Source organism: Kitasatospora sp. NPDC048298 (genome assembly GCF_043201465.1).
Taxonomy (GTDB): domain Bacteria; phylum Actinomycetota; class Actinomycetes; order Streptomycetales; family Streptomycetaceae; genus Kitasatospora.
In genome coordinates this window covers 39580-62597 of sequence record NZ_JBICYZ010000050.1, presented here as the reverse complement: position 1 = coordinate 62597, position 23018 = coordinate 39580, and the positions used below count along the sequence as shown (strand labels likewise).

21 protein-coding genes are annotated in these 23018 nt (G+C 73.4%); 14 read left to right on the top strand and 7 right to left on the bottom strand.

Annotated elements, in window-relative coordinates; all coding sequences use genetic code 11:
- The first annotated feature begins 42 nt into the window (after positions 1-42).
- Positions 43-804 (top strand): ZIP family metal transporter, encoded by a 762-nt coding sequence (locus ACGF0D_RS30425; protein ID WP_392884195.1) that lies wholly within the window; start codon positions 43-45, stop codon positions 802-804.
- A 101-nt stretch (positions 805-905) separates the two neighbouring features.
- Here the strand turns inward: ACGF0D_RS30425 and ACGF0D_RS30420 are convergent, their stop codons facing one another.
- Complete coding sequence (locus ACGF0D_RS30420) at positions 906-1811, bottom strand: LysR family transcriptional regulator (protein WP_392921627.1); 906 nt, start codon at positions 1809-1811, stop codon at positions 906-908.
- A 178-nt stretch (positions 1812-1989) separates the two neighbouring features.
- Between ACGF0D_RS30420 and ACGF0D_RS30415 the strand changes: the two genes are divergently transcribed.
- Complete coding sequence (locus ACGF0D_RS30415) at positions 1990-2895, top strand: EamA family transporter (RefSeq protein ID WP_392884198.1); 906 nt, start codon at positions 1990-1992, stop codon at positions 2893-2895.
- 12 nt (positions 2896-2907) lie between these two features.
- On the opposite strand, the gene ACGF0D_RS30410 is transcribed toward ACGF0D_RS30415, so the two are convergent.
- Positions 2908-3429: a MarR family winged helix-turn-helix transcriptional regulator gene (locus ACGF0D_RS30410; RefSeq protein WP_392884200.1), complete on the bottom strand. Its 522-nt coding sequence runs from the start codon at positions 3427-3429 to the stop codon at positions 2908-2910.
- Between the two features lie 167 nt (positions 3430-3596).
- Here ACGF0D_RS30410 and ACGF0D_RS30405 point away from each other — a divergent pair, with 167 nt between their 5' ends.
- On the top strand, positions 3597-3929 hold the full coding sequence (locus ACGF0D_RS30405; RefSeq protein ID WP_392884202.1) for a DUF2218 domain-containing protein: 333 nt from the start codon (positions 3597-3599) through the stop codon (positions 3927-3929).
- On the opposite strand, the gene ACGF0D_RS30400 is transcribed toward ACGF0D_RS30405, so the two are convergent.
- On the bottom strand, positions 3902-4564 hold the full coding sequence (locus tag ACGF0D_RS30400) for a phosphatase PAP2 family protein (protein WP_392921624.1): 663 nt from the start codon (positions 4562-4564) through the stop codon (positions 3902-3904). The two genes, ACGF0D_RS30405 and ACGF0D_RS30400, sit on opposite strands and share 28 nt — an antisense overlap.
- Positions 4565-5088: 524 nt before the next feature.
- Complete coding sequence (gabT, locus tag ACGF0D_RS30395; protein ID WP_392884205.1) at positions 5089-6429, bottom strand: 4-aminobutyrate--2-oxoglutarate transaminase; 1341 nt, start codon at positions 6427-6429, stop codon at positions 5089-5091.
- A gap of 242 nt (positions 6430-6671) precedes the next feature.
- Between gabT and ACGF0D_RS30390 the strand changes: the two genes are divergently transcribed.
- The 3 genes from ACGF0D_RS30390 to ACGF0D_RS30380 all read left to right on the top strand — a co-directional run bounded on the left by ACGF0D_RS30390 (position 6672) and on the right by ACGF0D_RS30380 (position 12111).
- Complete coding sequence (locus tag ACGF0D_RS30390) at positions 6672-8747, top strand: ATP-binding protein (RefSeq protein WP_392921621.1); 2076 nt, start codon at positions 6672-6674, stop codon at positions 8745-8747.
- Positions 8748-8900: 153 nt separating this feature from the next.
- Positions 8901-10469: a PucR family transcriptional regulator gene (locus ACGF0D_RS30385; protein ID WP_392921618.1), complete on the top strand. Its 1569-nt coding sequence runs from the start codon at positions 8901-8903 to the stop codon at positions 10467-10469.
- A gap of 199 nt (positions 10470-10668) precedes the next feature.
- Positions 10669-12111 carry an aldehyde dehydrogenase family protein gene (locus ACGF0D_RS30380; protein ID WP_392884208.1) on the top strand — a complete coding sequence of 481 codons (1443 nt, stop codon included), beginning with the start codon at positions 10669-10671 and terminating at the stop codon, positions 12109-12111.
- Positions 12112-12199: 88 nt separating this feature from the next.
- On the opposite strand, the gene ACGF0D_RS30375 is transcribed toward ACGF0D_RS30380, so the two are convergent.
- Positions 12200-12865 (bottom strand): NAD(P)H-binding protein, encoded by a 666-nt coding sequence (locus ACGF0D_RS30375; protein ID WP_392921615.1) that lies wholly within the window; start codon positions 12863-12865, stop codon positions 12200-12202.
- Between the two features lie 150 nt (positions 12866-13015).
- On the opposite strand from ACGF0D_RS30375, the gene dxr reads away from it, so the two are divergent.
- From dxr to ACGF0D_RS30350, 5 genes are all read left to right on the top strand, one after another.
- On the top strand, positions 13016-14257 hold the full coding sequence (gene dxr, locus ACGF0D_RS30370) for a 1-deoxy-D-xylulose-5-phosphate reductoisomerase (protein ID WP_392884211.1): 1242 nt from the start codon (positions 13016-13018) through the stop codon (positions 14255-14257).
- 69 nt (positions 14258-14326) lie between these two features.
- Positions 14327-15631, top strand: coding sequence for a M50 family metallopeptidase (locus ACGF0D_RS30365; protein ID WP_392884212.1), 1305 nt, complete (start codon positions 14327-14329; stop codon positions 15629-15631).
- Positions 15632-15774: 143 nt separating this feature from the next.
- Positions 15775-16935 (top strand): flavodoxin-dependent (E)-4-hydroxy-3-methylbut-2-enyl-diphosphate synthase, encoded by a 1161-nt coding sequence (gene ispG, locus ACGF0D_RS30360; protein ID WP_392884214.1) that lies wholly within the window; start codon positions 15775-15777, stop codon positions 16933-16935.
- Positions 16936-17150: 215 nt separating this feature from the next.
- Positions 17151-18026 (top strand): GNAT family N-acetyltransferase, encoded by an 876-nt coding sequence (locus ACGF0D_RS30355; protein WP_392921640.1) that lies wholly within the window; start codon positions 17151-17153, stop codon positions 18024-18026.
- A 101-nt stretch (positions 18027-18127) separates the two neighbouring features.
- Positions 18128-18691, top strand: a complete 564-nt coding sequence (locus ACGF0D_RS30350; protein WP_392884215.1) for a GNAT family N-acetyltransferase — start codon at positions 18128-18130, stop codon at positions 18689-18691.
- Positions 18692-18711: 20 nt separating this feature from the next.
- On the opposite strand, the gene ACGF0D_RS30345 is transcribed toward ACGF0D_RS30350, so the two are convergent.
- Together ACGF0D_RS30345 and ACGF0D_RS30340 are read right to left on the bottom strand one after the other, a co-directional pair.
- The gene (locus tag ACGF0D_RS30345; protein WP_392921612.1) at positions 18712-19626 is read right to left on the bottom strand and encodes an aminoglycoside phosphotransferase family protein; all 915 of its coding nucleotides are present in this window, start codon (positions 19624-19626) and stop codon (positions 18712-18714) included.
- A gap of 93 nt (positions 19627-19719) precedes the next feature.
- A complete protein-coding gene (locus ACGF0D_RS30340) occupies positions 19720-20640 on the bottom strand; it encodes a ferritin-like domain-containing protein (protein ID WP_392921609.1) in 921 nt (306 codons plus the stop codon).
- A 284-nt stretch (positions 20641-20924) separates the two neighbouring features.
- Here ACGF0D_RS30340 and rimP point away from each other — a divergent pair, with 284 nt between their 5' ends.
- From rimP to ACGF0D_RS30325, 3 genes are all read left to right on the top strand, one after another.
- The gene (gene rimP, locus ACGF0D_RS30335; protein ID WP_392884218.1) at positions 20925-21464 is read left to right on the top strand and encodes a ribosome maturation factor RimP; all 540 of its coding nucleotides are present in this window, start codon (positions 20925-20927) and stop codon (positions 21462-21464) included.
- Between the two features lie 55 nt (positions 21465-21519).
- Positions 21520-22521, top strand: a complete 1002-nt coding sequence (gene nusA, locus ACGF0D_RS30330; protein WP_392884219.1) for a transcription termination factor NusA — start codon at positions 21520-21522, stop codon at positions 22519-22521.
- 75 nt (positions 22522-22596) lie between these two features.
- On the top strand, positions 22597-22890 hold the full coding sequence (locus tag ACGF0D_RS30325; protein ID WP_392884220.1) for a YlxR family protein: 294 nt from the start codon (positions 22597-22599) through the stop codon (positions 22888-22890).
- The last annotated feature ends 128 nt before the right edge of the window (positions 22891-23018 follow it).

The window sequence follows — 23018 nt, the reverse complement described above, 5'->3', positions numbered from 1 at the left end:
AGGCCCCGGCCGCCAGGCCGGACCGGCGGCGGAGCCGACCCGATGACCGCGGTACTGGTCGCCGCCGCGGCGTTCCTGATGACCCTGGTCGGCGGTTTCGTCGCCCAGCGGACCCGCGACCGCCGTCACCTGGTGCTCGGATTCGCCGCCGGACTGATGCTCGGTGTGGTCGCCTTCGACCTGCTGCCCGAGGCGCTCCACCAGGCGCCGGGCGAGGTGCACGGCGTGCCGCAGGCGCTGCTGATGTTCGCGGCCGGCTTCCTCACCATCCACGTGGTCGAGCGCGCGGTCGCCATCCACCGCGGCCACGAGGGCGAGTACGCCGCGCACTCCCACGGCCATCACGGGCACGCCCACTCCGCCGGGCGCCAGGGCATCGGGCTGACCGCCGCGCTGGCCCTGGTCGGACACAGCGTGATGGACGGCTTCGCGATCGGCGCCGCCTTCCAGGCCGGCACCACGGTCGGCACGGTGGTGGCCATCGCGGTGGTCGCGCACGACTTCGCCGACGGCTTCAACACGTACACGATCACCCGGCTGTACGGGAACAACCGGCGGCGGGCACTGACCCTGCTCGCCGCGGACGCTCTGGCCCCGGTGTCCGGCGCGGCGATCACCCTGGCGTTCACCATCCCGGGGCACCTGCTCGGCCTCTACCTGGGCTTCTTCTCCGGCTTCCTGCTCTACCTGGCGACCTCCGACATCCTCCCCGAGGCGCACAGCCCGCACCCCTCGCGCAGCACCCTGCTCTGCACCGTGGCCGGGGTGGGCTTCATGTGGCTGGTGATCGGCCTCGCCGGCTGAGCCCGCGCGACGCCCGTACGAGGCCCGTCAGAAGCCCGGTACGAGTCCGGACACGAGGCTCGGGTCCGGACCGTCCGCCGCGCACCCGGACACGGCGGCCCTCAGACCGGAAGCCGCGCCCAGCACTCCCGCATCGACGCCAGCGCCTCGGTGATGGCCGGCCGCCGGGAGGCCTGGGAGCGCCAGAGCGCGAACACCCGGCGGCTCGGCTCCGGCGTCACCCGGCGGGCCACCACCCCCGGCGGCAGCGGGCCCCGTCCGAGCCGCGGCACCAGGCCCATCCCCAGCCCGGCCGCGACCAGCGCGATCTGCGTCTCGAACTCCCCGGCCTGGTAGCGCACGTCCGGCTCCTCGCCGGCCTCGCGCAGGGTGCGGACCAGCCAGTCGTGGCAGATGTTGCCCGGCGGCACGCTGATCCAGCGCTGCCCGCACAGCCGTTCCACCGGCACCGGGTCGAGTGCGGCCAGCCCGTCGCCGGCGGGCAGCAGCAGGTCCACCGGGTCCGTGCCGAGGTCCATCCGGGACACGCCCTCCTGCACCGGCAGCGGTACGGTCGGCCAGTCCTGCACCAGCGCCAGGTCCACCTCTCCCCGGGCCACCAGCTCGGCCGCCGGGTACGGGTCGCGTTCCAGCATCCGGACGTCCAGCTCCGGACAGCGCCGCCGCAGATCGGCCAGCGCCCCGGGCATCAGGCCGCGGGCACCGGACGGGAACGCGGCCACCAGCAGCCGCCCGACGGCCTGGCCGCGCTGCTCCTCCAGCCGCACCTCGGCCTGCTCCACCAGGCCCAGCACGGTCTGCGCGGTGACGGCCAGCTCGCGCGCCGCGTCGGTCAGCACCACGCCCCGGCCCTGCCGCTCCAGCAGCACCGTCCGGGTCTCCCGCTCCAGCTTGGCGATCTGCTGCGAGACCGCCGAGGGCGTGAAACCGAGCGCGGCGGCCGCCCCGCCGACCGAGCCGTGCACCGCCACCGCGTGCAGCGCCCGCAGGCGCCCCAGATCCATCATGCAGTGATCCTAAAGTGTCCTCTTCAGTATTCATCGCTGGTGCTACACAGTCCGGTGCCACCATGCTCGACCCATGACCGCGACAACCGCCGCCGCCCCGAGCGGCCGGCCCAGCACAGGCAGCACGAGCAGCACGAGTGGCACGGGACGTACGGGGGGCAACGGCAGCCGGGGCGGCATGAGCCCGCGTCACATCGCCCTGGCCGTCCTGGTGGCCGCCGTCTGGGGCCTCAACTTCGTCCTGATCCACGTCGGCCTGGACAGCTTCCCGCCGCTGCTCTTCTGCGCCCTGCGGTTCGCCGTCGTCGCGGTGCCGGCGGTCTTCTTCGTCGGCCCGCCCAGGGTGGCCTGGCGCTGGGTCGTGGCGGTCGGCGCGGTCCTCGGCGTGGTCAAGTTCGGGCTGCTCTTCCTCGGCATGCACGCCGGGATGCCGGCCGGACTCTCCTCCCTGGTGCTCCAGGGGCAGGCCGGCTTCACCGCGCTGTTCGCCGCCGTACTGCTGCGCGAACGCCCCGGCCGACAGCGGCTGGCGGGCCTGGCGGTCGCCTTCGCCGGCATCGCCCTGAGCGCCTGGGACCAGGGCGCCGGCGGGCCGCTCGGGGCCTTCGCCCTGGTCGTCCTGGCGGCCGTCGCCTGGGGACTGGCCAACGTGCTGACCCGCAAGGCCGCGCCGCCGGACGCGCTGCGCTGGATGGTCTGGGTCAGCGCCGTCCCGCCGCTGCCGCTCCTGGCCCTGTCCCTGCTGGTCGAGGGCCCGGAGGCGGACCTGCGCGCCCTGCGCGACATCACCCCGGCCGGGCTGGGGGCGATCGCCTACGTCGGGCTGGTCTCCACCCTGCTCGGCTTCGTCGCCTGGAGCTTCCTGCTGCGCAGCTACGACGCGACCGCCGTCGCGCCCTACTCGCTGCTGGTGCCGGTGTTCGGGATGTCCTCGGCCTGGCTGCTGCTCGGCGAGCGGATCAGCCCGACGGCCGCCGTGGCCGCGCTGCTGGTCATCGCCGGGATCGGGATTACCGCGCTGCGGCCGGGGACCAGGACCCGTCGCGTCGATCGGCTCGGACCGGGATCCGGGAACGACCGGTAGGACGGGCCGTGGCTACCGCCGCGGCGGCCCGGCTTCCAGGAAGCGGGCCTCGGCGGAGCGCAGCACCCGCAGCAGCACCTCCTCGTCGGCGGGGCTGACCTCGCCGAAGTACTCCTGGGCCACCTCGTCCCGGACCTGCCCGATCCGCTCCACCGCCGCCCGGCCCGCCTCGGTCAGCAGGATCCGCACCGCCCGCCGGTCGGCCGGGTCGGGGCTGCGCTCGACCAGGCCGGCCTCCTCCAGCGCGTCGACCACGGTGGTCGCCGAACGCGGGGCGATGTGCAGTTTGTCGGCGAGGTCGCTCAGCCGCATCGCGCGGTCCGGCGACTCGCAGCCGGGCACGTGGGCGAGCGTGCGCAGCGCCCGGGCCTGGCCGGGAGTGATGCCGTAGGGCTCCAGTCGCCAGCCGGTCTGACGGCGGATCCGCTTGATCGCCCTGGTCATCGCGTCGGCCAGTTCGGCGGCGCTGCCCGCTGCGCCGGGCCGGGGGCCGGGGGAGGGGTCCGCCGGTTCGTCGGTCGGCGTGGTGGTCATCGGCGGTCTCCTCGGCTGGCGTCCGCCCCAGGGTAGCCGTCGGGGCGGAGCCCGCGGCCGGCGGCGGAGGGCGATCGCGGAAATATGTTGAGCCTAGCTCAGTATCTGGGTTAGCGTACTCCTAAGTGAGGGGACCCTAAGTTTCCCTCCCCAACCCTGGAGGGCCCATGCCCCGCTCCGAAGCCCGCGTCGCCACCGACCGCCCGGGCCGTTACGCCAAGCAGCTCACCGCCCACATGGGGCGCAAGATCGAAGCCGTCTACTCTGAGGAGACCGGCCGCGGCACGATGGTCTTCGGCGCCGGCACCGCCACCCTGGAGGCGCAGCCGGACGCGCTGCTGCTCACCGTCGAGGGCGAGCGCGAGAACCTGCCCGGCCTGGAGGACGTCGTCGGCCGCCACCTGGTCCGCTTCGGCGCCCGCGACGAACTCGTCATCGAGTGGCACCGCGACAACGGCGAACCCGGCCTGGTTCACCGCAACGAGGACCCCGAGGCCTGACGCCCCCCGGCACCCGGCCGGGGCAGCCACCGGGCGAGCGGCCACAGCACCAGGACGGCCAGGCACCAACTCGCCACCACGTCCAGCAGCCAGTGGAAGTCGCTCCACACCAGCCCCGCACCCACCCCGAGCGACAACAGCGCCGCACCCGCCGCCGACCACCGGGCCGCGCGCGGCCCCACCACCCGGGCCAGCAACAGCGCCGCCACCCCGTACGAGATCGTCGCGGTCGCGGTGTGCCCGGAGGGGTACCAGCCCCACTGGCCCGCCGTCAGCGGATCCCCCAGCGGACCCGGCCGGGCGAAGACCGCCTTCGCCGGGACCACCAGCAGCGGGATCAGCCCCGCCGTCAGCGCCGCCACCGGCAGCGGCAGCCACCAGCGCCCCGCCCCGGCCCGGCGCCCCCGCCAGGCCGCCAGCACGCCGGCCAGCAACAGCACCGGAATCGCCGGGACACCGCTGCCCAGGTCCGACAACACGTGGCCGAGCCGGTCGACCAGCGTGTTCGGGACGTCCGAGTGGGCCGTCCGGACGGCCCGGCGGACCGACCGGTCCACGCCGAGCAGCGGCCCGTCCGCCGCGACCTGCCAGGACACCACCACCAGCAGCACCGCGGCCACCACCGGCACGGCCACCGACCGCGCCGCCCGGCCCGCAACAGCGGACAGCCGCCCCGGAGCAGGGGGGGAAGCTCCGGGGCGGCTCTGATGATCGCCGTTCCGCGCGCCCCGGGGGGTGTGGGTCGGACGGTCGGTCGATCGGCCTTCAGTGGGCGCCGACCCTCCCGGGCCGGCCTGGTCGTCCTCGTGCGGCACCCGCGGAACCGGCCCCCGAAGAGGCCCCGCGGACGGCCGCGCCGACGGCTGAGGCTCGCTGTCCATCTGCGATGACACTACGTCAACAGCCCTTCCGCGCCGAGCGCCTACAGCGATTCCGCACATCATCTTCACCCTGCGCCGGGCGACTTCTCGGGCCCTCCGTCGATCATGCAGGACCGCCCGCGGTGCGCGCACCGCGCGGCCGGGCACACTGTGCGCGCCATGCGCAGCGTGCGCCCGGAAACCGAACGGCCCGTGCGGACCAGAGGTCCCCACGGGCCGTTCAGCGCTGTCCGGACAACCCTCCGGAAGGGGGTTCACGACCCGACGGGCGACACCGCTCAGAGAGCGGCGAACGCGCCCTCCAGGATGTCCAGACCCTCGTTCAGCAGGTGCTCCGGCATGACCAGCGGCGGCAGGAAGCGCAGCACGTTGCCGTAGGTGCCGGCGGTCAGCACGACCAGGCCCTCGGCGTGGCAGGCCTTGGCGATGGCCGCGGTGACCTCCGCGTTCGGCTCCTTGCCGCCCGGCTTCACCAGCTCGACGGCGATCATCGCGCCGCGGCCGCGGACCTCACCGATGATCTCGTACTTCTCCTGCATGGCCCGCAGGCGGCCCAGCATGATCTCGCCGATCCGCTGCGCCTTGCCGTTGAGGTCCTGCTCCTTCATCGTCTCGATGGCGCCCAGCGCGGCGGCACAGGCCACCGGGTTGCCACCGTAGGTGCCACCCAGGCCACCGGTCTGCGCGGCGTCCATGATCTCGGCGCGGCCGGTCAGCGCCGACAGCGGCAGACCGCCCGCGATGCCCTTCGCCGTGGTGATCAGGTCCGGGACGATGCCCTCGTCCTCACACGCGAACCACTGGCCGGTGCGGCAGAAGCCGGTCTGGATCTCGTCCGCGACGAACACGATGCCGTTCGCCTTCGCGAACTCCACGATCGCCGGCAGGAAGCCCTTGGCCGGCTCGATGAAGCCGCCCTCACCCTGGATCGGCTCGATGATGATCGCGGCGACGTTCTCGGCGCCGATCTGCTTGTTGATGGTGTCGATCGCCTGGGCGGCGGCCTCGGTGGCGGCGTTCTCCGCACCGGTCAGCCAGCGGTACGGGTAGGCGACCGGCACCCGGTAGACCTCGGGGGCGAACGGACCGAAGCCCTGCTTGTACGGCATGTTCTTCGCCGTCAGCGCCAGGGTCAGGTTGGTGCGGCCGTGGTAACCGTGGTCGAACACCACGATGGCCTGGCGCTTGGTGTAGGCGCGGGCGATCTTCACCGCGTTCTCGACGGCCTCGGAGCCCGAGTTGAACAACGCGGTGCGCTTCTCGTGGTCACCCGGGGTCAGCTCGTTCAGCTGCTCGGCGACGGCCACGTAACCCTCGTACGGGGTCACCATGAAGCACGTGTGGGTGAAGGCGGCCAGCTGCTCGGTCGTCTTCGCCACCACGGCCTCGGCGCTGTTGCCGACGTTCGTCACGGCGATGCCGGAACCGAAGTCGATCAGCGAGTTGCCGTCCACGTCCTCCAGCACGCCGCCGTTGGCACGGGACACGTACACCGGCAGGGTGGTGCCGACACCGGCCGCCACCGCACCCAGCTTGCGGGCGTGCAGCTCCTGCGACTTCGGACCGGGGATCGCGGTGACCAGGCGGCGCTCCTGCGGGAGCGGCGTTGCGGCGCTCATGGGGTTTCTCCAGACTTCTCGGCTCGGTGCTTCGCAGGCTACGGCCGCCCTCCCCACCCCGGCACGCGCCACTCGGTAGCAGTGCGCCGTCCGACTTGTCCGGCACGGCCAGCGCGGGTGGCGCGACTACCCGCAGGCCACGCTCCACTACCCTGAGCGCGGGCGTGTCGCCGGCACGGCGGCATGGGTATGGCGGCACCGACGGCGGTCGGGCCGGGGCGGGCGAGGGAGCGGGGCCGTACATGGCACAGGACGGGGCACACCACCACGGCGAGCACACCACCACCAGGCCCCCGACCCCCCTGCCCCACCAACGCCCGGGCACGGGCCCGGACGGGGCCTTCGACCTCCCGGCGTGGGCCTGCACCCCGCGACCCGCGGCCGACCCGGGCGTCTACCGGCTCGGCTACCGCCGCCTCGACCCGGAGCGGGCCGAGGCGGCCAAGGTCGCGACCTGGCCGCTGCTGCTGCGGGCGGGGCTGAATGCGGTGGTGGGCTGGCTGGCGTTCGTTTATGGCGTTGAGTTCGCCACGGACGGGGCAACGCTGATCGGAGTTCTTCCATCGCAGTCGGCCTTTGTCGCGACATCGGTGGTCCTGACACTGAATGTCCTGGTGATGGGCATCGTCATCAAGATCTTCGGCCGCATGGGCCGCTGGCCCGAAGTCTGGCGCCGCTACGCCGCGCCGCTGCTGTCGCGCACGGTGACGCAGGAGCAGCCCGCCGAAGAGGACGCCCCGGGGACGCCCGAGGCCGGGCGCGGGCAGGACCCGTGGGACGGGCTGCGGCAGGGCGGTGCGGCCGAGGCGGCCGCCCGGCTGGACCGCGAGCCCGTGGGGGACGTCGACTACGTGCGGATCCGGCGCGCCTGGGAGTCCGCCCAGGCGGACCCGGCGTTCGTGCCCGCTTTCACCGAGCAGGTGGCCACCCGCGGTGCGGCGGCGTTCGCCCATCCCTCCGAGGCGCGCGAGTTGCCCGGCCGCGCCGAGCGGCACGATCTGCTGCTCGGTCAGGTCCGGCTCGGCACCGCCCAGGACGTCCCGAAGAACCCGTTGGGTCACCGATCGGCCGGTTTCGCGCTGGACCCGGCGGTGCTGGGCACCTCGCTGTTGGCGGTGGGCCCGGCCGGGACGGGGAAGACGGCGCGGCTGGCCCGGCCGGTGGCCGAGGCGCTGTGCCTGCAGGCGCTGTCCGGTACGGCCTGCGTGGTCGTCGTCGGGGCGGCGGACGCCGATCTCGGCCCGGATTCCTGGTACGACGTGGTGATCGCGCCCGGCGATCCGTCCTCGCTGTACGGGCTGGACCTCTACGGCGCCGCGCGGGATCCGGATGAGGCGGCCGCCCGGCTGGCCGAGGCGCTGTTGCCGGACGAGCTGACCGCCCGCGCGGAGCACGCCCGTACGGCGTTGCAGCAGGTGGTGGGTCCGTTCCACGCGGCGTACGGCCGCTATCCGGGGGTGCGGGAGCTGCGGGCGCTGTTGGCCGGTGAGGCGGACGTGCTGGCGGCGCTGGTGAAGGCGCTCGGGGTGGCCGGCCGGTTGGCGGTCCACGAGCGGGACCTGGAGTACCGGGAGCGGCAGCGCGACCGGGCGGACGATCCCGGGGCGCTGCTGGCGGACCGGCTGGCGCTGCTGGAGCGGCCGGCCTTCGAGGGCGCCTTCGCGACCGACGGCACCGGGCGGCCTCCGTTCGCGATGCGGGTGCTGGACCATCCGCTGCGGGTGCGGGTGAAGTTGCCCGAGCGGAGCCACCCGGAGGCGGCGCGGATGCTGTCCAGGCTGGTGGTGGGGCAGTTCGTGCAGGCCGCCGGGGCCCGCGAGGACCGTTCGCTGTTCGCCGGACTGGTGGTGGACGACGCCTCGGCGGCGTTGGACGCCACCGCGGTGCGCGGGCTGCAGCGGATGCGCGGGGTGAACGCGGGTGCGGTGCTGTTGTTGCGGACGCTGGTGGACCTGCCCGAGGCGCTGCGGGCGCCGCTGTTCGGCGCGGTCGGTTGCCGGATGGCGTTCCCGGGGATCGCCCCGTGGGACGGGAAGCTGTTCTCGGAGGCCTGGGGGACGCACCTGGTGCAGGAGACCGCGGTCACCCACACCCCCGACACCTCCGGAGGCGTGATAAGGCGCGCCGGCCGGATCGGGCGGAAGGCGTTGTCGGGGACGACGGCGCAGACGGAGTCGGTGACGACGCGGGACGTGGAGCGGCTGCGGTGGTCGCCGTCGGATCTGGCGCACGCGTTGCCGGCGGGGCATGCGGTGGTGTCGTTGACGGCGGTGTCGGGGGAGCAGGTGCCGCCGCTGTTGGTGGACCTCAGGGGCTGATGGCGGGGCGGCGGGGAAGTCGCCTTCGAGGTGGATTCGGCAGTGCGGGTTGTCCGGGGCGTCCATAATGAAGGGGAGAGACCCTCACCAGTCCCACGTCCCTCTCCTCGCCCGGCCGCAACGGCGCGGTCAGGTCGATCCCCCGAAGGTGCCATGCCCCCCACACTCGCCTCCGTCGTCCGCAACACGTCGCTCCATCTGACGGTCCTCGCCGGTGCGGATCACCTGGAGCGGCAGGTCCGCTGGGTGCACACCAGTGAGCTGGACGACCCGACGCCGTTCCTGGAGGGTGGCGAGCTGCTGCTCACCACCGGTATCAAGCTGGGCCGTACGGCGGCGCAGCTGCAGGCGTACGTGCACCGGCTGGCCGACGCGGGGGTGGTCGGGCTGGGGCTCGGGGTGGGGTTGTCGCACACGGAGGTGCCGCAGCCGCTGGTGGACGCGGCGGCGCAGCGCGGGCTGCCGTTGCTGCGGGTGCCGGAGCCGACGCCGTTCATCGCGATCAGCAAGGTGGTGTCGGCGGCGCTGGCCGCGGAGCAGTACGAGGCGGTGACGACCAGCTTCGAGGCGCAGGAGGAGCTGACGAGGGCGGCGCTCGGCAAGGACGGCACGACGGCGGTGGTGCGCCGGCTGGCGGCCCGGCTGGGGGGCTGGGCGGCGCTGTACGACGGGTCGGGTGCGCTGTCGGTGGTGGCTCCGGACTGGGCGGCGCGCCGGGCGGGGCGGCTGGCGGCGGAGGTGGACCGGCTGCGTCGGCGGCCGGCGCCGTCGAGTGCGGCCTTGCAGGGGCGGGCGCCGGGGATAGACACGGCGGACGAGGACTACGTGGTGGTCCAGTCGCTGGGGGCGGACCGGCGGGCCCGGGGTTTCCTGGCGGTGGGGACCGAGGACCGGATCACGCCGACCGAGCGGTACGTGCTGAACGCGGCGGTGGCGCTGCTGACCCTCACCCTGGAGCGCTCGCGGGAGCTGCGGCAGGCGGAGGAGCGGATGGGCGCGGCGCTGCTGCGGATGGTGCTGGCCGGTGAGGTGGCGACGGCCCGCCAGGTGGCGGTGGGGCTGTTCGGGGGGCTGCCGGAGGGGACGATACGGGTTCTGGTGGCCGGGGCCGGGCCTGCGGGCACGGATGCCGCGGAGGCGCTGGGGGAGCTGGGCGACCGGGCCGAGCAGGCGGGTGCCCGGGTGGGCGAGAAGCTGCTGGTGGCGCGGGAGGACGGTGCGCACGGGCCGCGGCTGATGGTGCTGGCGTTGGACAACGGCGCGGTGCACCGGGCCTGTCTGGGGGCGGTGGAGGAGCACGAGGGCCTGTCGCTGGGCGTTTCGGCGCCGGCCGCGCTGGAGGAGGCCGGGACGGCGCACGCGCAGGCCGAGCGGGCGCTGGCGGTGGCGCTGCGTGGCGGCCGCCGGTCGGTGGACCACGAGGAGGTCGGTGCGGGGTCGTTGTTGCCGCTGCTCGGTGAGGACGCGGTGACGGCCTTCGCGGAGGGGCTGTTGCGGCCGCTGCGGGAGCACGACCGGACGGCGCGCGGGGACCTGGTGGCCTCGCTGCGGGCGTGGTTGTCCCGGCACGGCCAGTGGGACGCGGCGGCGGCGGACCTGGGGGTGCACCGGCACACGCTGCGCTACCGGATGCGCCGGGTCGAGGAGTTGCTGGGCCGGTCGCTGGACGACACGGACGTGCGGATGGAGCTGTGGTTGGCGCTCCGTTCCGGCGAGGAGTGAGACGCGGGGAGTGAGACGCGGGGAGTGAGACGCGGGGAGTGCGGGCCGGCGGCCGCGCCCCGGTAGGACGTGGTGGAGTGGCCCCGGGGGCGAACGCTCCTAGTCGGCCAATCCGGTCGGCGTGCCGCCCCGCCTACCCTCAAATCCGGGTCCCACGTCCGTGGGCCGTAGGACAGACGAGGAGAGGGCCGGTACCACGGTGACCACCACGTACGATTTCTGGCTCGCCGGCCGCCGGGCGAGCGGTGACGCCGACTTCGAGGTGCACAACAGCTGGGACGGCCGTCTGGTCGGCAAGGTGAGCATCCCGACCGAGGCGCAGGTCGACGAGGCGCTGGACGCCGCCGTCGCCGCTCTGCCGGTGTTCGCCGCCACCCCGGCGCACCAGCGTGCCGCCGCCCTGGACCACGTGGCCAAGCGGCTGACCGAGCGCACCGAGGAGCTGGCCCAGCTGGTCAGCGCCGAGAACGGCAAGCCGATCAAGTGGGCCCGCGGTGAGATCGGCCGCGCGGTGTCGGTCTTCCGCTGGGCCGCCGAGGAGGCGCGCCGCACCAACGGCGAGACCATGCGGCTGGACACCGACCCGGGCGGCGTGGGCCGTTTCGCGCTGGTGCGCCGTTTCCCGCGCGGTGTGGTGCTCGGGATCGCCCCGTTCAACTTCCCGCTGAACCTGGTCGCCCACAAGGTCGCCCCGGCGATCGCGGTCGGCGCCCCGATCATCCTGAAGCCGGCTCCGTCGACCCCGCTGTCGGCGATGGTGCTGGGCGAGATCCTGGCCGAGACCGACCTGCCGGCCGGTTCCTGGTCGATCCTGACCGTGCCGAACGACCGGATGCCGGCCCTGGTGCAGGACGAGCGCCTGCCGGTGATCTCCTTCACCGGTTCGGACAAGGTCGGCTACCAGATCATGGACTCGGTGCCGCGCAAGCACTGCACCCTGGAGCTCGGCGGCAACGCCGCGGCCGTGGTCCTCGCCGACTGGTCCTCGGAGGCCGACCTGGACTGGGCGGCCACCCGGATCGCGATGTTCGCCAACTACCAGGGCGGCCAGTCCTGCATCTCGGTGCAGCGGGTGATCGCCGACGCGTCGGTGTACGACGCGCTGGTGGAGAAGGTCGTCGCCAAGGTCAGGGCGCAGGTCACCGGTGACCCGAGCGACGACGCGACCGACGTCGGCCCGCTGATCGACGAGAACGCCGCGAAGCGCGTCGAGTCCTGGGTCGAGGACGCGGTCGCGAAGGGCGCCAAGGTGCTCACCGGCGGTACCCGCGAGGGTGCGACCTACGCCCCGACCGTGCTGGCCGAGCTGCCCGAGGACGCCATCCTGGCCAAGGCCGAGGTGTTCGGCCCGGTGCTGTCGCTGCACAGGGTGGACGGCGTGGACGAGGCCTTCGCGGCCGTCAACGACTCCGCGTTCGGCCTCCAGGCGGGCGTGTTCACCCACGACCTCCAGACCGCCTTCCGCGCTCACCGGGAGCTGCAGGTCGGCGGTGTGATCATCGGTGACGCGCCGTCCTACCGTGCCGACCAGATGCCGTACGGCGGTGTCAAGGACTCCGGTGTCGGCCGCGAGGGCGTCAAGTACGCGATGGACGACTACACGGTCGAGAAGGTCATGGTCCTGAGCGGCCTCGACCTCTGAGAGAGGCCGTGACGGCGCCGTAGCGGTGTCGTGGAGGAGGGCCCGGTTCGGCCGAACCGGGCCCTCCTCGCGTTCGCGCCCGGCGGGTTCAGCCGTCGTGCCCGGCGGCCACGGCGACCGCCTCCTCGACGGTGGCGTTCCCGGCGACCAGCTCCAGGGTCAGTCCGGCGGTGCCGGGTGCGTGCAGCAGGGCGGCCAGGACGGCGGCCACGTCGGCCCGGTCCACCGTGCCGCGGTCGACCGAGGGGGCAAGCCGGACCAGGCCGGTGCCGGGGCCGTCGGTGAGCCGCCCGGGGCGCAGCACCGTCCAGTCCAGCGCGGTGCGGGAGCGGACGGTGTCGTCGGCGGCGCCCTTGGCCCGCAGGTAGGCCTCGAAGACCTCGTCGGGGTGGTGCGCCCCGGCGTCGGCGGCCATCGTCGAGACCATCACGTACCGGCGGACCCCGGCGAGTTCGGCGGCGTCGGCGAGCAGCACGGCGGCGTCCCGGTCGACGGTGTTCTTGCGGGCAGCGCCGCTGCCCGGTCCGGCGCCGGCGGCGAAGACCACCGCGTCGGCCCCGGTCAGCAGCCTGGCGAGCTGCGGGGCGGTGGCGGCCTCCAGGTCGAGCAGCAGCGGCTCGGCACCGGCGTCGACGAGGTCCTGGGCCTGTTCGGGGCGGCGGATGATCCCGGCGGGGCGCTCGCCGCGCGCGGCGAGCAGCCGTTCCAGCCGGAGCGCGATCTGTCCGTGGCCCCCGGCGATGACGGTACGCATGGCTCCGACGGTAGCCCGGACCGGGCGCGGTGGCCCGGGGAATCCCGGGAAAGGCCGTCAAGGGCGGGGAAGGACCAGGGGCGCTCCGCGGAAGTCCGGGGAACCCCGCGGAGGTCGGGGACGGTGCCGCGGACAGGACACAATGGGCGCATGACTTCGCTCGCCCACCCGCAGCTGCGCTTCACGCCCACCGTGGCGGACCCCTCCGGCCCCCGGGAGCTGGTGATCCTGGGCTCCACCGGTTCGATCGGCACCCAGGCCATCGACGTGGTGCTCCGCAACCCGGACCGCTTCCGGGTGGTCGCCCTGTCGGCGGCCGGCGGCCGGGTGGAGCTGCTCGCCGAGCAGGCGGTGCGGCTGGGCGTGCACACCGTGGCGGTGGCCGATCCGGCGGCCGAGCCGGCGCTGCGCGAGGCGCTGGCCGCGAAGGCGGCGGGCCGTCCGCTGCCGACCGTGCTGGTGGGCCCGGACGCGGCGACGGAGCTGGCCGCCCTGGAGTGCCACTCGGTGCTGAACGGCATCACCGGTTCGATCGGCCTGCGGCCGACGCTGGCCGCGCTGCGGGCGGGCCGGGTGCTGGTGCTGGCCAACAAGGAGTCGCTGATCGTCGGCGGTCCGCTGGTGAAGGCGGTGGCGAAGCCGGGCCAGATCGTGCCGGTGGACTCCGAGCACGCCGCGCTGTTCCAGGCGCTGGCCGGCGGCACCCGGGCCGAGGTGCGCAAGCTGGTGGTCACCGCCAGCGGCGGCCCGTTCCGCAACCGCACCCGTGACCAGCTGGCCGGCGTGACCCCGCAGGACGCGCTGGCCCACCCGACCTGGGCGATGGGCCCGGTCGTCACGATCAACTCGGCCACCCTGGTGAACAAGGGCCTGGAGGTGATCGAGGCGCACCTGCTGTACGACGTGCCGTTCGACCGGATCGAGGTCGTGGTCCACCCCCAGTCGGTGGTGCACTCGATGGTGGAGTTCACCGACGGTTCGACCCTCGCCCAGGCCAGCCCACCGGACATGCGGATGCCGATCGCGCTGGGCCTGGGCTGGCCGGACCGGGTGCCGGACGCCGCCCCTGCCTGCGACTGGACCAAGGCCGCCACGTGGGAGTTCTTCCCGCTGGACGACGAGGCCTTCCCTGCGGTCGAGCTGGCCCGTGAGGTGGGCACCCTGGGCGGCACCAACCCGGCGGTGTTCAACGCGGCCAACGAGGAGTGCGTGGAGGCGTTCCTGAAGGGTCGCCTCGCTTTCACCGGAATCGTGGACACTGTTGCCAAGGTCGTGGCCGAGCACGGTCGGCGGGACGGCGGTTCGGCGGCGGGAACTTCCCTGACGGTGGAGGACGTCCTGCACGCGGAGGACTGGGCGCGTGCCCGGGCCCGCGAGCTGGCGGCCGGCTGACGGTCGGCTGACGACCCCGATTGCAGTAGGACGAAACGATGAGCGGAGCGGCATGACGGAGGACCAGCGGTGGCAACGGTTTTGACGGTGGTCGGCATCCTGGTCTTCGTCATCGGGCTGCTCGTCTCGATCGCCTGGCACGAACTCGGCCACCTCTCCACGGCCAAGCTGTTCGGCATCCGGGTGCCCCAGTACATGGTCGGCTTCGGCCCGACCCTCTGGTCGCGCCGGAAGGGCGAGACCGAGTACGGCATCAAGGCGATCCCGTTCGGCGGGTACATCCGGATGATCGGGATGTTCCCGCCGGGCGAGGACGGCCGGATCACCAAGCGCAGCAGCTCGCCCTGGCGCACCATGATCGAGGACGCCCGCGAGGCCTCCTACGAGGAGATCCAGGAGGGTGACGAGGACCGGCTCTTCTACACCCGCAAGCCGTGGAAGCGCATGATCGTCATGTTCGCCGGACCGTTCATGAACCTGATCCTGGCGTTCGGGCTCTTCCTGACCGTCATGATGGGCTTCGGCGTCAACATGAGCGTGCCGACGGTCAGCTCCGTCGAGAAGTGCCTGGTCAAGGTGGGTCAGCCCAGGGACACCTGCCCGGAGGGTGCCCCGCAGACCCCGGCCGCCCAGGCCGGGCTGAAGGCGGGCGACAGGATCCTCTCCTTCGACGGCGACCGGATCGGCAGCTACGAGCAGCTCCAGGCGGACATCCGCCGGTCGGCCGGCCGGACCGTGCCGGTCGTGGTCGAGCGGGACGGGGAGCAGATCACCCTCAACCCGGCCATCGCGGTCAACGACGTCCAGAAGTACGACGGCAACGGCGTTCCGCTCAAGGGCCAGACCGTCCAGGCAGGGTTCCTCGGATTCACTCCGGCGAGCGGTGTGGTCCAGCTGGGATTCGGGCAGTCGGTCGACCGGATGTACGGCATGGCCGAGAACGGGGTGAAGTCGCTGCTCGCGCTGCCCGGCAAGATCCCCGGGCTGTGGAACGCGGTCGTCGGGGACACCCCGCGCGACCCGGACTCGCCGATCGGGATGGTCGGCGCCGCCCGGGTCAGCGGCGAGGTGTTCTCCCTGCACGAGTCGGCCACCCAGAAGATCGCGATCTTCGTGAACCTGCTGGCCGGCATCAACCTGTCGCTCTTCCTCTTCAACATGCTGCCGCTGCTCCCGCTGGACGGCGGGCACATCGCCGGCGCGGCCTGGGAGGCCGTGCGGCGCCGCTTCGCACAACTGTTCAGGCGGCCCGACCCGGGCCCCTTCGACGTCGCCAAGCTGATGCCGGTGGCGTACGTGGTGGCCAGCATCTTCATCGGTTTCACCCTGCTGGTGATGGTCGCCGACCTGGTGAACCCGGTGAAGATCAGTTAGGGCGTTCGGGTACCACGGGTGTGCTGGGCGCCATGGCGGTGCCGTACCGTGGAGGCCGGGTGCGCGATCGTCAGCGCGCCCGGCCTCGGCCGTGTCACGGCCGGGCGGTCGACCACACCTCAACCCCGGGGAACCCTGCGCACATGACCGCGATCTCGCTCGGTATTCCGTCCCTGCCGCTCAAGCCGCTGGCCAAGCGCCGTCACTCCCGGCAGATCATGGTCGGCAACGTGCCGGTCGGCGGCGACGCCCCGGTCTCGGTGCAGTCGATGACCACCACCGTGACGTCGGACATCAACGCCACGCTCCAGCAGATCGCCCAGCTCACCGCGTCCGGCTGTCAGATCGTCCGGGTCGCCGTGCCCTCGCAGGACGACGCCGACGCGCTGCCGATCATCGCCAAGAAGTCGCAGATCCCGGTCATCGCGGACATCCACTTCCAGCCGAAGTACGTCTTCGCGGCGATCGACGCCGGCTGCGCGGCGGTGCGCGTGAACCCGGGCAACATCAAGGCCTTCGACGACAAGGTCGGCGAGATCGCCAAGGCCGCCAAGGACGCGGGCGTCCCGATCCGGATCGGCGTCAACGCCGGCTCGCTGGACAAGCGCCTGATGGAGAAGTACGGCCGGGCCACCCCGGAGGCGCTGGTCGAGTCGGCGCTCTGGGAGTGCTCGCTGTTCGAGGAGCACGACTTCCGCGACATCAAGATCTCGGTCAAGCACAACGACCCGGTCGTGATGATCAACGCCTACCGCCAGCTCGCCGCCGCCTGCGACTACCCGCTGCACCTCGGCGTGACCGAGGCCGGCCCGGCCTTCCAGGGCACCATCAAGTCGGCGGTCGCCTTCGGCGCGCTGCTGGCCGAGGGCATCGGCGACACCATCCGGGTCTCGCTCTCCGCGCCGCCGGCCGAGGAGATCAAGGTCGGCAACCAGATCCTGGAGTCGCTCGGGCTGCGCGAGCGCGGCCTGGAGATCGTCTCCTGCCCGTCCTGCGGCCGCGCCCAGGTGGACGTCTACAAGCTCGCGGAGGAGGTCACCGCCGGGCTGGAGGGCATGGAGGTGCCGCTGCGGGTGGCCGTCATGGGCTGCGTCGTGAACGGCCCGGGCGAGGCGCGCGAGGCCGACCTCGGGGTCGCCTCCGGCAACGGCAAGGGGCAGATCTTCGTCAAGGGCGAGGTCATCAAGACCGTTCCGGAGTCGAAGATCGTCGAGACCCTGATCGAGGAGGCGCTCAAGCTCGCCGAGCAGATGCAGGCGGCGGGCGTCGAGGCGGGGGCGCCGACGGTGGTCGCCGGGGAGTGAACCCCGCGCGGTTCGCCGTTCGTGGTTCGTCGTTCGTCCCGACAGCCGTGGGTTGTCGGCAGTCCTGACCGCGCGGGAGCGCCCGTGCGGTGTTTTCCGGAAGCGGGGCCGTCCGTTCGCGGACGGCCCCGCGGCCGTAGCCGGGTGGGGCCACGGATAGGGTGCGGCCAGAGTCGTCTCAGTGAGGTGCTGTCTCGATGCTCGATCGAGGTGTGATGCTCCCGAGCTCCTTCCAGGCCGCCCGGGCCCTGGCCACCACCCGCGTGCTGGAGCCGCCGGACCTCCCGGACGCCCTGGAGATCCTCCACCGCGACCCGGTCGCCAACGCCTTCGTCGCGACCAGGGTCGAGGCCGTCGGGCTGGATCCGTGGCGGCTCGGCGGGGAGTTGTGGGGCTGGTACGACGGGCAGGGCGTGCTGGACGCGCTCTGCTACGCCGGGGCGAACCTGGTCCTGATCAACGCCGGGTCCGAGGCGGTCGCGGCCTTCGCGGAGCGTGCCCGCCGGCAGGGGCGGCGCTGCTCCTCGATCGTCGGGCCGGCGGCGGCCACGGCGGCCTTCTGGGCGCTGCTGGAGCGCAGTTGGGGGCCGGCCCGGGAAGTGCGGGCGCACCAGCCGCTGTTGGCGACCGCGGTGCCGTCGGCGGAGATCGCGCCGGATCCGCTGGTGCGCAGGGTGCGGCGCAACGAGGTCGAGACCTTGATGCCGGCGTGCGTGGCGATGTTCACCGAGGAGGTGGGGGTGTCGCCGCTGGCGGGGGACGGGGGGCTCCTCTACCAGGCCCGGGTGGCCGAACTCGTGTCCACCGGACGGTCGTTCGCGCGCTTCGGGGAGGACGGGCAGGTCGTCTTCAAGGCGGAGATCGGGGCGGTGACGGAGGGGGCCTGTCAGATCCAGGGGGTCTGGGTCGCTCCGGAGCACCGGGGGCGGGGGCTCTCCAAGACGGGGATGGCCGCGGTCCTGGACGTCGCGCTGCGGGAGGTGGCTCCGGTGGCGTCGCTGTACGTCAACGACTTCAACCTGCGGGCCCGGGCGGCGTACCGGCGGGTGGGGTTCCGCGAGGTCGGGGCGTTCATGAGCGTGCTGTTCTGAGGGGCCCGTGGCGGACCGTGGGGTGGGTCGCGAGGTTCCGGGCGGGGTGCTGTTGGGATCTTCGGCCGCGCCGCGGGGCCGCTGGTAGTAACGTCCGGAGCATGGATCAGCTGACCGGGGTGACGATCGAGGCCATCGACCTTGCGGCCTGGGCGCCGCAGGCGCTGGAGGTCCAGGCGGTGGCGTTCGGGCTGACGCCCGAGGAGGTCGCGGTACGGCTGCACATCGTGGGGCGGCACGCCCTGCAGCCGGGGGTGATCGCGCTCGGGGCGATGAGCGGGGGGCGGCTGGTCGGGTTCGGGTACGGGATGCCCAACCAGCGGGAGCACTGGTGGAGCACGGTGATCGAGCCCTACCTGACCGCCCGGGGGCACGGGGACTGGCTGGACGGGGTCTTCGCCATCACCGAGTTGCACGTGCTGCCGGAGTTCCAGGGGCAGGGGATCGGCTCGCGGCTCATCCGGATGCTGTGCGAGGGGTCGGGGTTGGAGCGGAGCATCCTCTCGGCGATCGACGCGGAGACGCCGGCGCGGCGGCTGTACCGGGCGCTGGGGTACCGGGACCTGGCGCGGGCGGTGCAGTTCCCGGCGACGGAGCGGCTGTACGCGGTGATGGGGGCTCGGCTGCCCCTGCGCGGGGCCGAGGTCGGGGCACTCGGGGCTTAGAGCCCTCAACGGCCGTCGGGTCAGAGGGTGTTGGCGAACTCGAGGTAGAGCTCGGCGTCCTCGCGGCGGTCCGCGGCGAGGGCGCGGAGGGCGAGGTCGACGGCGCGGAAGAGGGTCCAGCCGCGGAGGCGGTCCTGGTCGACCTCGAGGGCTTCGGAGAGTCGGCCCAGCCGGCGGCGGACGGCGGCGGGGGCGCCGGGGGAGCCGAACAGGGTGTCGGCGCGGTCCAGGGCGAGGCGGGCCAGGTCGAAGGCGCGTTCGCCGGCCAGCGGGCGCGGGTCGATGGCCAGCCAGGGGGCGCGGTCGGCGGCCAGGACGTTGCCGTGGTGGAAGTCGCCGTGCAGGAGGAAGGACTCGTCGGCGGAGTCGGCCAGGGCCCGGGCGGTGTCCAGGGCCTCGGCGATCAGCTGCCGCGCCTCGTCGGCGGCGTGGGGGAGTTCCGCCAGGCGAGCGGTGGTGGCGATCCGTTGGGCGGGGGCGGGGAAGGGGTGGCCCTCGGGGAGCTCCGTCCAGAGGCGGTGCAGCAGGCTGGTGGCTTCCAGCATGGCCTTGGGCTCGGCGAGGGAGCGCAGCGGGATCTCGCCGTGGAGGCGTTCGAGCAGGAGGGCGCCCTCGGTGGGGGCGGCGTCCAGGAGGAGGACGGCTCCGCGGCCGGCCCAGTGGCTCAGGGCGGTGTGCTCGTGGGCGGTCTCGGCGGTGGGGAGGCCGACCTTGAGGACGGCGGGGGAGAGGTCGTCGCGGTGGACGTACGCGACGAGGCTGAGGCTGCCGCCGGGGTCGAGGGTCCGTTCCAGGGTGAGGTCCCAGGCGGCGAGGTGGGCGGCGGCCCTGGCGGGGAGGGTGGCCAGCCATTGGCGGCCGGTCTCGCCGTGGGTGGCGGTGACGGAGTTCGTCAGCCAGCTGGGGACGGTGATGGTGGGTTCGGCTCCCGACATGGGTCCATTGTCGGGGTTTGGGGGCCGGTGTGGGGCTTTCGGGAGGGTTCGGGGTGGCGGACGTGCGGGCCCTTGCCCCGCGTGCCCGCCGCGTCAGATGGCGGGGATGCCGGGGAAGGCCGTGGGTGGGGCGCCCCAGCGGCGGGCGCGCAGGGCGGTCTCGCGCAGGGCGGTGGCGGCGAGCGGGCGGTGGAGGGCGGGGAGGGTGGTGACCAGGTCGGCGTAGGTGGCGGTGAGGCGGGTCTCCAGGTGGACGGCGAGCTTGGTGGCCTCGGCGGGGGAGGTGACGGGGAAGGGGAGCTGGTAGCCGCCGGCGGCCGGGGTGGGAGCGGCGGTGGCGGCGGTGAGGAGGCGCTGCCAGGCGTCGCGTTGGGCCTGGTGGGCGGCGAGGGTGGTGCGGGCGTCGGTGCGCTGGGGGTCGTCGGGGAGGTGGGCGCCGACCACGCCGTAGCCGTAGACGGCGGCGTGTTCGGCGCTGAGCGCGGCCTGGAAGGCCGGGACGGGGTCGGCGGCGCGTTCGGCGCGGGCCTGGCCGGCCGGGGTGTTGACGGGGGTCTGGTCGCCGAGGGTCGCGGCGTGCAGGGCGTTGGAGGCGGAGACGGAGGCGAGCAGCCGGGCGAGGTCCGGGCTGACCTCGTCGAAGCCGTAGAGGTGGGACTCGGCGGTTCGGTGCTCCATGAGGGCCAGCTCGGGGAGCGTGGGCAGGGAGCGGTACGGGGTGCTGGTGGGGGAGGGGGTCGCGGCCGGCAGGCCCTGGACGAGCGCGGCGCGGTGCTGGACGGTGTCGTCGCGCAGGGGTTGGAGCAGGGCGGTCTGGGCGCCGGGGACGGTGAGCAGGTTGTCGTAGGCGCCGAGCAGGAGGTCGGTGTCGGCGATCGCCCGGAGGCGGGCGGGGGTGTCCGGGTCGCTGGTCGGGGTGGGGCCGACCGGGCGGCCGCCGGGGTCGGCGGTGCAGGCGGTGAGGGTGGTGAGCAGTCCGAGGGCCAGGAAGGTCCGTCGGCTGGGCGGATGCATCGGGATCACTCCGGGCGGGTACGGGAGGACGGCCTCCCCGCCTGCCCTCGTTGGCGTGAATGATTACAGAATCCCCACGTTCCCGGGCCCGGTTCGGGGATGCCGTGCCGGGTGTGAGCTTGCTCGCAGTGGGTGGCGTGCGCGCGGTCGGCGGAGGTCCGGAATCGGTGGTTGGGGGCTTGACCGGATAGGCTTTGGGCCGAGCTGCCGTGATCCGGTGCGTGACACCGGGGGCGCGGGGCGACCTTCTGACAACAGCAGACGCGGCCGAGGAGTCCACCCGGATGAGCACCACCCACACCGACCGGCTGCGAGCGTTGCTGGAGCCGCTGGCCGAGCAGGCCGGACTGGATCTGGAGGACGTCAGGGTCACCAGGGCGGGCAGCCGCCGGCAGGTCCAGATCGACGTCGACACCGATGGCGGCGTGGACATGGACGCCATCGCCGAGTTCAGCCGGGTGGTCGGCGAGGCCCTGGACGAGTCGGACCTGATGGGGGACGACGCGTACCTGCTGGAGGTCGGCTCGCCGGGTGCGGAGCGTCCGCTGGCCCTGCCCCGGCACTGGCAGCGCGCCGAGGGTCGGCTGGCCAAGATCCACCTGGTGGACGGCGGGGAGATCGTCGCCCGGGTGCTGGAGGCCGACGAGGACGGTGCACTGGTCGAGGTGCAGCCGGTGAAGGGCCGTGGCCGCCCGAAGGAGCGCCGTCTGGCGTACGCCGAGGTGGCCCGCGCCCGGGTCCAGGTCGAGTTCAACCGCAAGGACGACGAGAAGCTCCTGGACGAGGCCGCGGACTTCGACGAGGGGGAGGACGGCGCCGAGTGACCCCTGGGTGCCGTACGACCATGACGAACGTGACGAAAGACGAGGAGGCGTAGCCGTGGACATCGACATGAGTGCCCTGCGCACGCTGGTCAACGAGAAGAACATCCCCTTCGACCTGCTGGTCGAGTCCATCGAGTCCGCCCTCCTCACCGCGTACCACCGCACCGAGGGCTCGCGCCGCCGGGCCCGGGTGCGCCTGGACCGCGAGAGCGGCCATGTCACCGTGTGGGCCATGGAGGACCCGGCGGAGCTGGAGGAGGGCGTCGAGCCGAAGGAGTTCGACGACACCCCGAACGGCTTCGGCCGGATCGCGTCCAGCATCGGCATCCAGGTGATGATGCAGCGCCTGCGCGACGCCGCGGACGACCAGACCTTCGGTGAGTACGCGGGCAAGGAGGGCGACATCGTCACCGGTGTCGTCCAGCAGGGCAACGACCCGAAGAACGTGCTGGTCGACATCGGCAAGCTGGAGGCCATCCTGCCCCCGCAGGAGCAGGTCCCGGGCGAGGACTACCGGCACGGCACCCGGCTGAAGTGCTACGTGGTGGCCGTTCGCCGGGGCGTGCGCGGGGCTTCGGTGACGCTGTCGCGCACCCACCCCAGCCTGGTGAAGAAGCTGTTCGCGCTGGAGGTCCCGGAGATCGCGGACGGCAGCGTGGAGATCGCGGCGATCGCCCGCGAGGCCGGCCACCGGACCAAGATCGCGGTCTGGTCGCGCCGCCAGGGCCTGAACGCCAAGGGCGCCTGCATCGGCCCGATGGGCTCCCGGGTGCGCGCGGTGATGGGTGAGCTGCACGGCGAGAAGATCGACATCGTCGACTGGTCGGAGGACCCCCGGGAGATGGTGGCAGCCGCCCTGTCGCCCGCGCGGGTGACCAGCGTGGAGATCGTGGACGCCGCCCAGCGCTCCGCCCGGGTGATCGTGCCGGACTACCAGCTGTCGCTGGCGATCGGCAAGGAGGGGCAGAACGCCCGCCTGGCCGCGCGCCTGACCGGCTGGCGGATCGACATCCGCCCGGACACCGAGGGCCAGTCCGAGGAATCGCAGGCCCGGTAGTCAGTGTTGTCGTTGCCGAGCCCGCCGTCCTCCAGGATCGGCGGGGCGGCGCCATGTCGCTCCGGAGGGGTAGACTTGCCTTCGTCTGGCCGGACGCACGTCCGAGCACGCCCGGAACGCACCTGCGTGGGCTGCCGCAAGCGCGCGGCCAAGCACCAGCTGTTGCGTGTCACGGCGGTCGAGGGCGAGTGCGTCCCTGATCCCCGTGGCGCACTCCCGGGCCGGGGCGCTCACGTGCACCCCGATCCGGCCTGCCTCGACCTCGCGGTCCGCCGTCGGGCGTTCCCCCGGGCCTTCCGGCTCCAGGGAGCGCTCGACACGGAGCGGCTCCGCGGGTTCATCGGGGAGCGGGCGGGCGAAGCCTCGTAGCAGGACCGCCTCCCGCGACGGCCGCCGCTCGCGCGGCGGAGAACCACCGCAACAAGCACGGCACGCGGGCAGCCGCGCGTCGTGCCACCAGTCAGGTACCTCGCGATGTGGAAGTAGGTCGAGATTGC

Bases quoted from the DNA above. Each gene is read 5' to 3' on its own strand.
- ACGF0D_RS30425 (WP_392884195.1), top strand. From the start codon at position 43: ATGACCGCGGTACTGGTCGCCGCCGCGGCGTTCCTGATGACCCTGGTC.
- ACGF0D_RS30420 (WP_392921627.1), bottom strand. From the start codon at position 1,811: ATGATGGATCTGGGGCGCCTGCGGGCGCTGCACGCGGTGGCGGTGCAC.
- ACGF0D_RS30415 (WP_392884198.1), top strand. From the start codon at position 1,990: ATGAGCCCGCGTCACATCGCCCTGGCCGTCCTGGTGGCCGCCGTCTGG.
- ACGF0D_RS30410 (WP_392884200.1), bottom strand. From the start codon at position 3,429: ATGACCACCACGCCGACCGACGAACCGGCGGACCCCTCCCCCGGCCCC.
- ACGF0D_RS30405 (WP_392884202.1), top strand. From the start codon at position 3,597: ATGCCCCGCTCCGAAGCCCGCGTCGCCACCGACCGCCCGGGCCGTTAC.
- gabT (WP_392884205.1), bottom strand. From the start codon at position 6,429: ATGAGCGCCGCAACGCCGCTCCCGCAGGAGCGCCGCCTGGTCACCGCG.
- ACGF0D_RS30390 (WP_392921621.1), top strand. From the start codon at position 6,672: ATGGCACAGGACGGGGCACACCACCACGGCGAGCACACCACCACCAGG.
- ACGF0D_RS30385 (WP_392921618.1), top strand. From the start codon at position 8,901: ATGCCCCCCACACTCGCCTCCGTCGTCCGCAACACGTCGCTCCATCTG.
- ACGF0D_RS30375 (WP_392921615.1), bottom strand. From the start codon at position 12,865: ATGCGTACCGTCATCGCCGGGGGCCACGGACAGATCGCGCTCCGGCTG.
- dxr (WP_392884211.1), top strand. From the start codon at position 13,016: ATGACTTCGCTCGCCCACCCGCAGCTGCGCTTCACGCCCACCGTGGCG.
- ispG (WP_392884214.1), top strand. From the start codon at position 15,775: ATGACCGCGATCTCGCTCGGTATTCCGTCCCTGCCGCTCAAGCCGCTG.
- ACGF0D_RS30355 (WP_392921640.1), top strand. From the start codon at position 17,151: ATGCTCCCGAGCTCCTTCCAGGCCGCCCGGGCCCTGGCCACCACCCGC.
- ACGF0D_RS30350 (WP_392884215.1), top strand. From the start codon at position 18,128: ATGGATCAGCTGACCGGGGTGACGATCGAGGCCATCGACCTTGCGGCC.
- ACGF0D_RS30345 (WP_392921612.1), bottom strand. From the start codon at position 19,626: ATGTCGGGAGCCGAACCCACCATCACCGTCCCCAGCTGGCTGACGAAC.
- ACGF0D_RS30340 (WP_392921609.1), bottom strand. From the start codon at position 20,640: ATGCATCCGCCCAGCCGACGGACCTTCCTGGCCCTCGGACTGCTCACC.
- rimP (WP_392884218.1), top strand. From the start codon at position 20,925: ATGAGCACCACCCACACCGACCGGCTGCGAGCGTTGCTGGAGCCGCTG.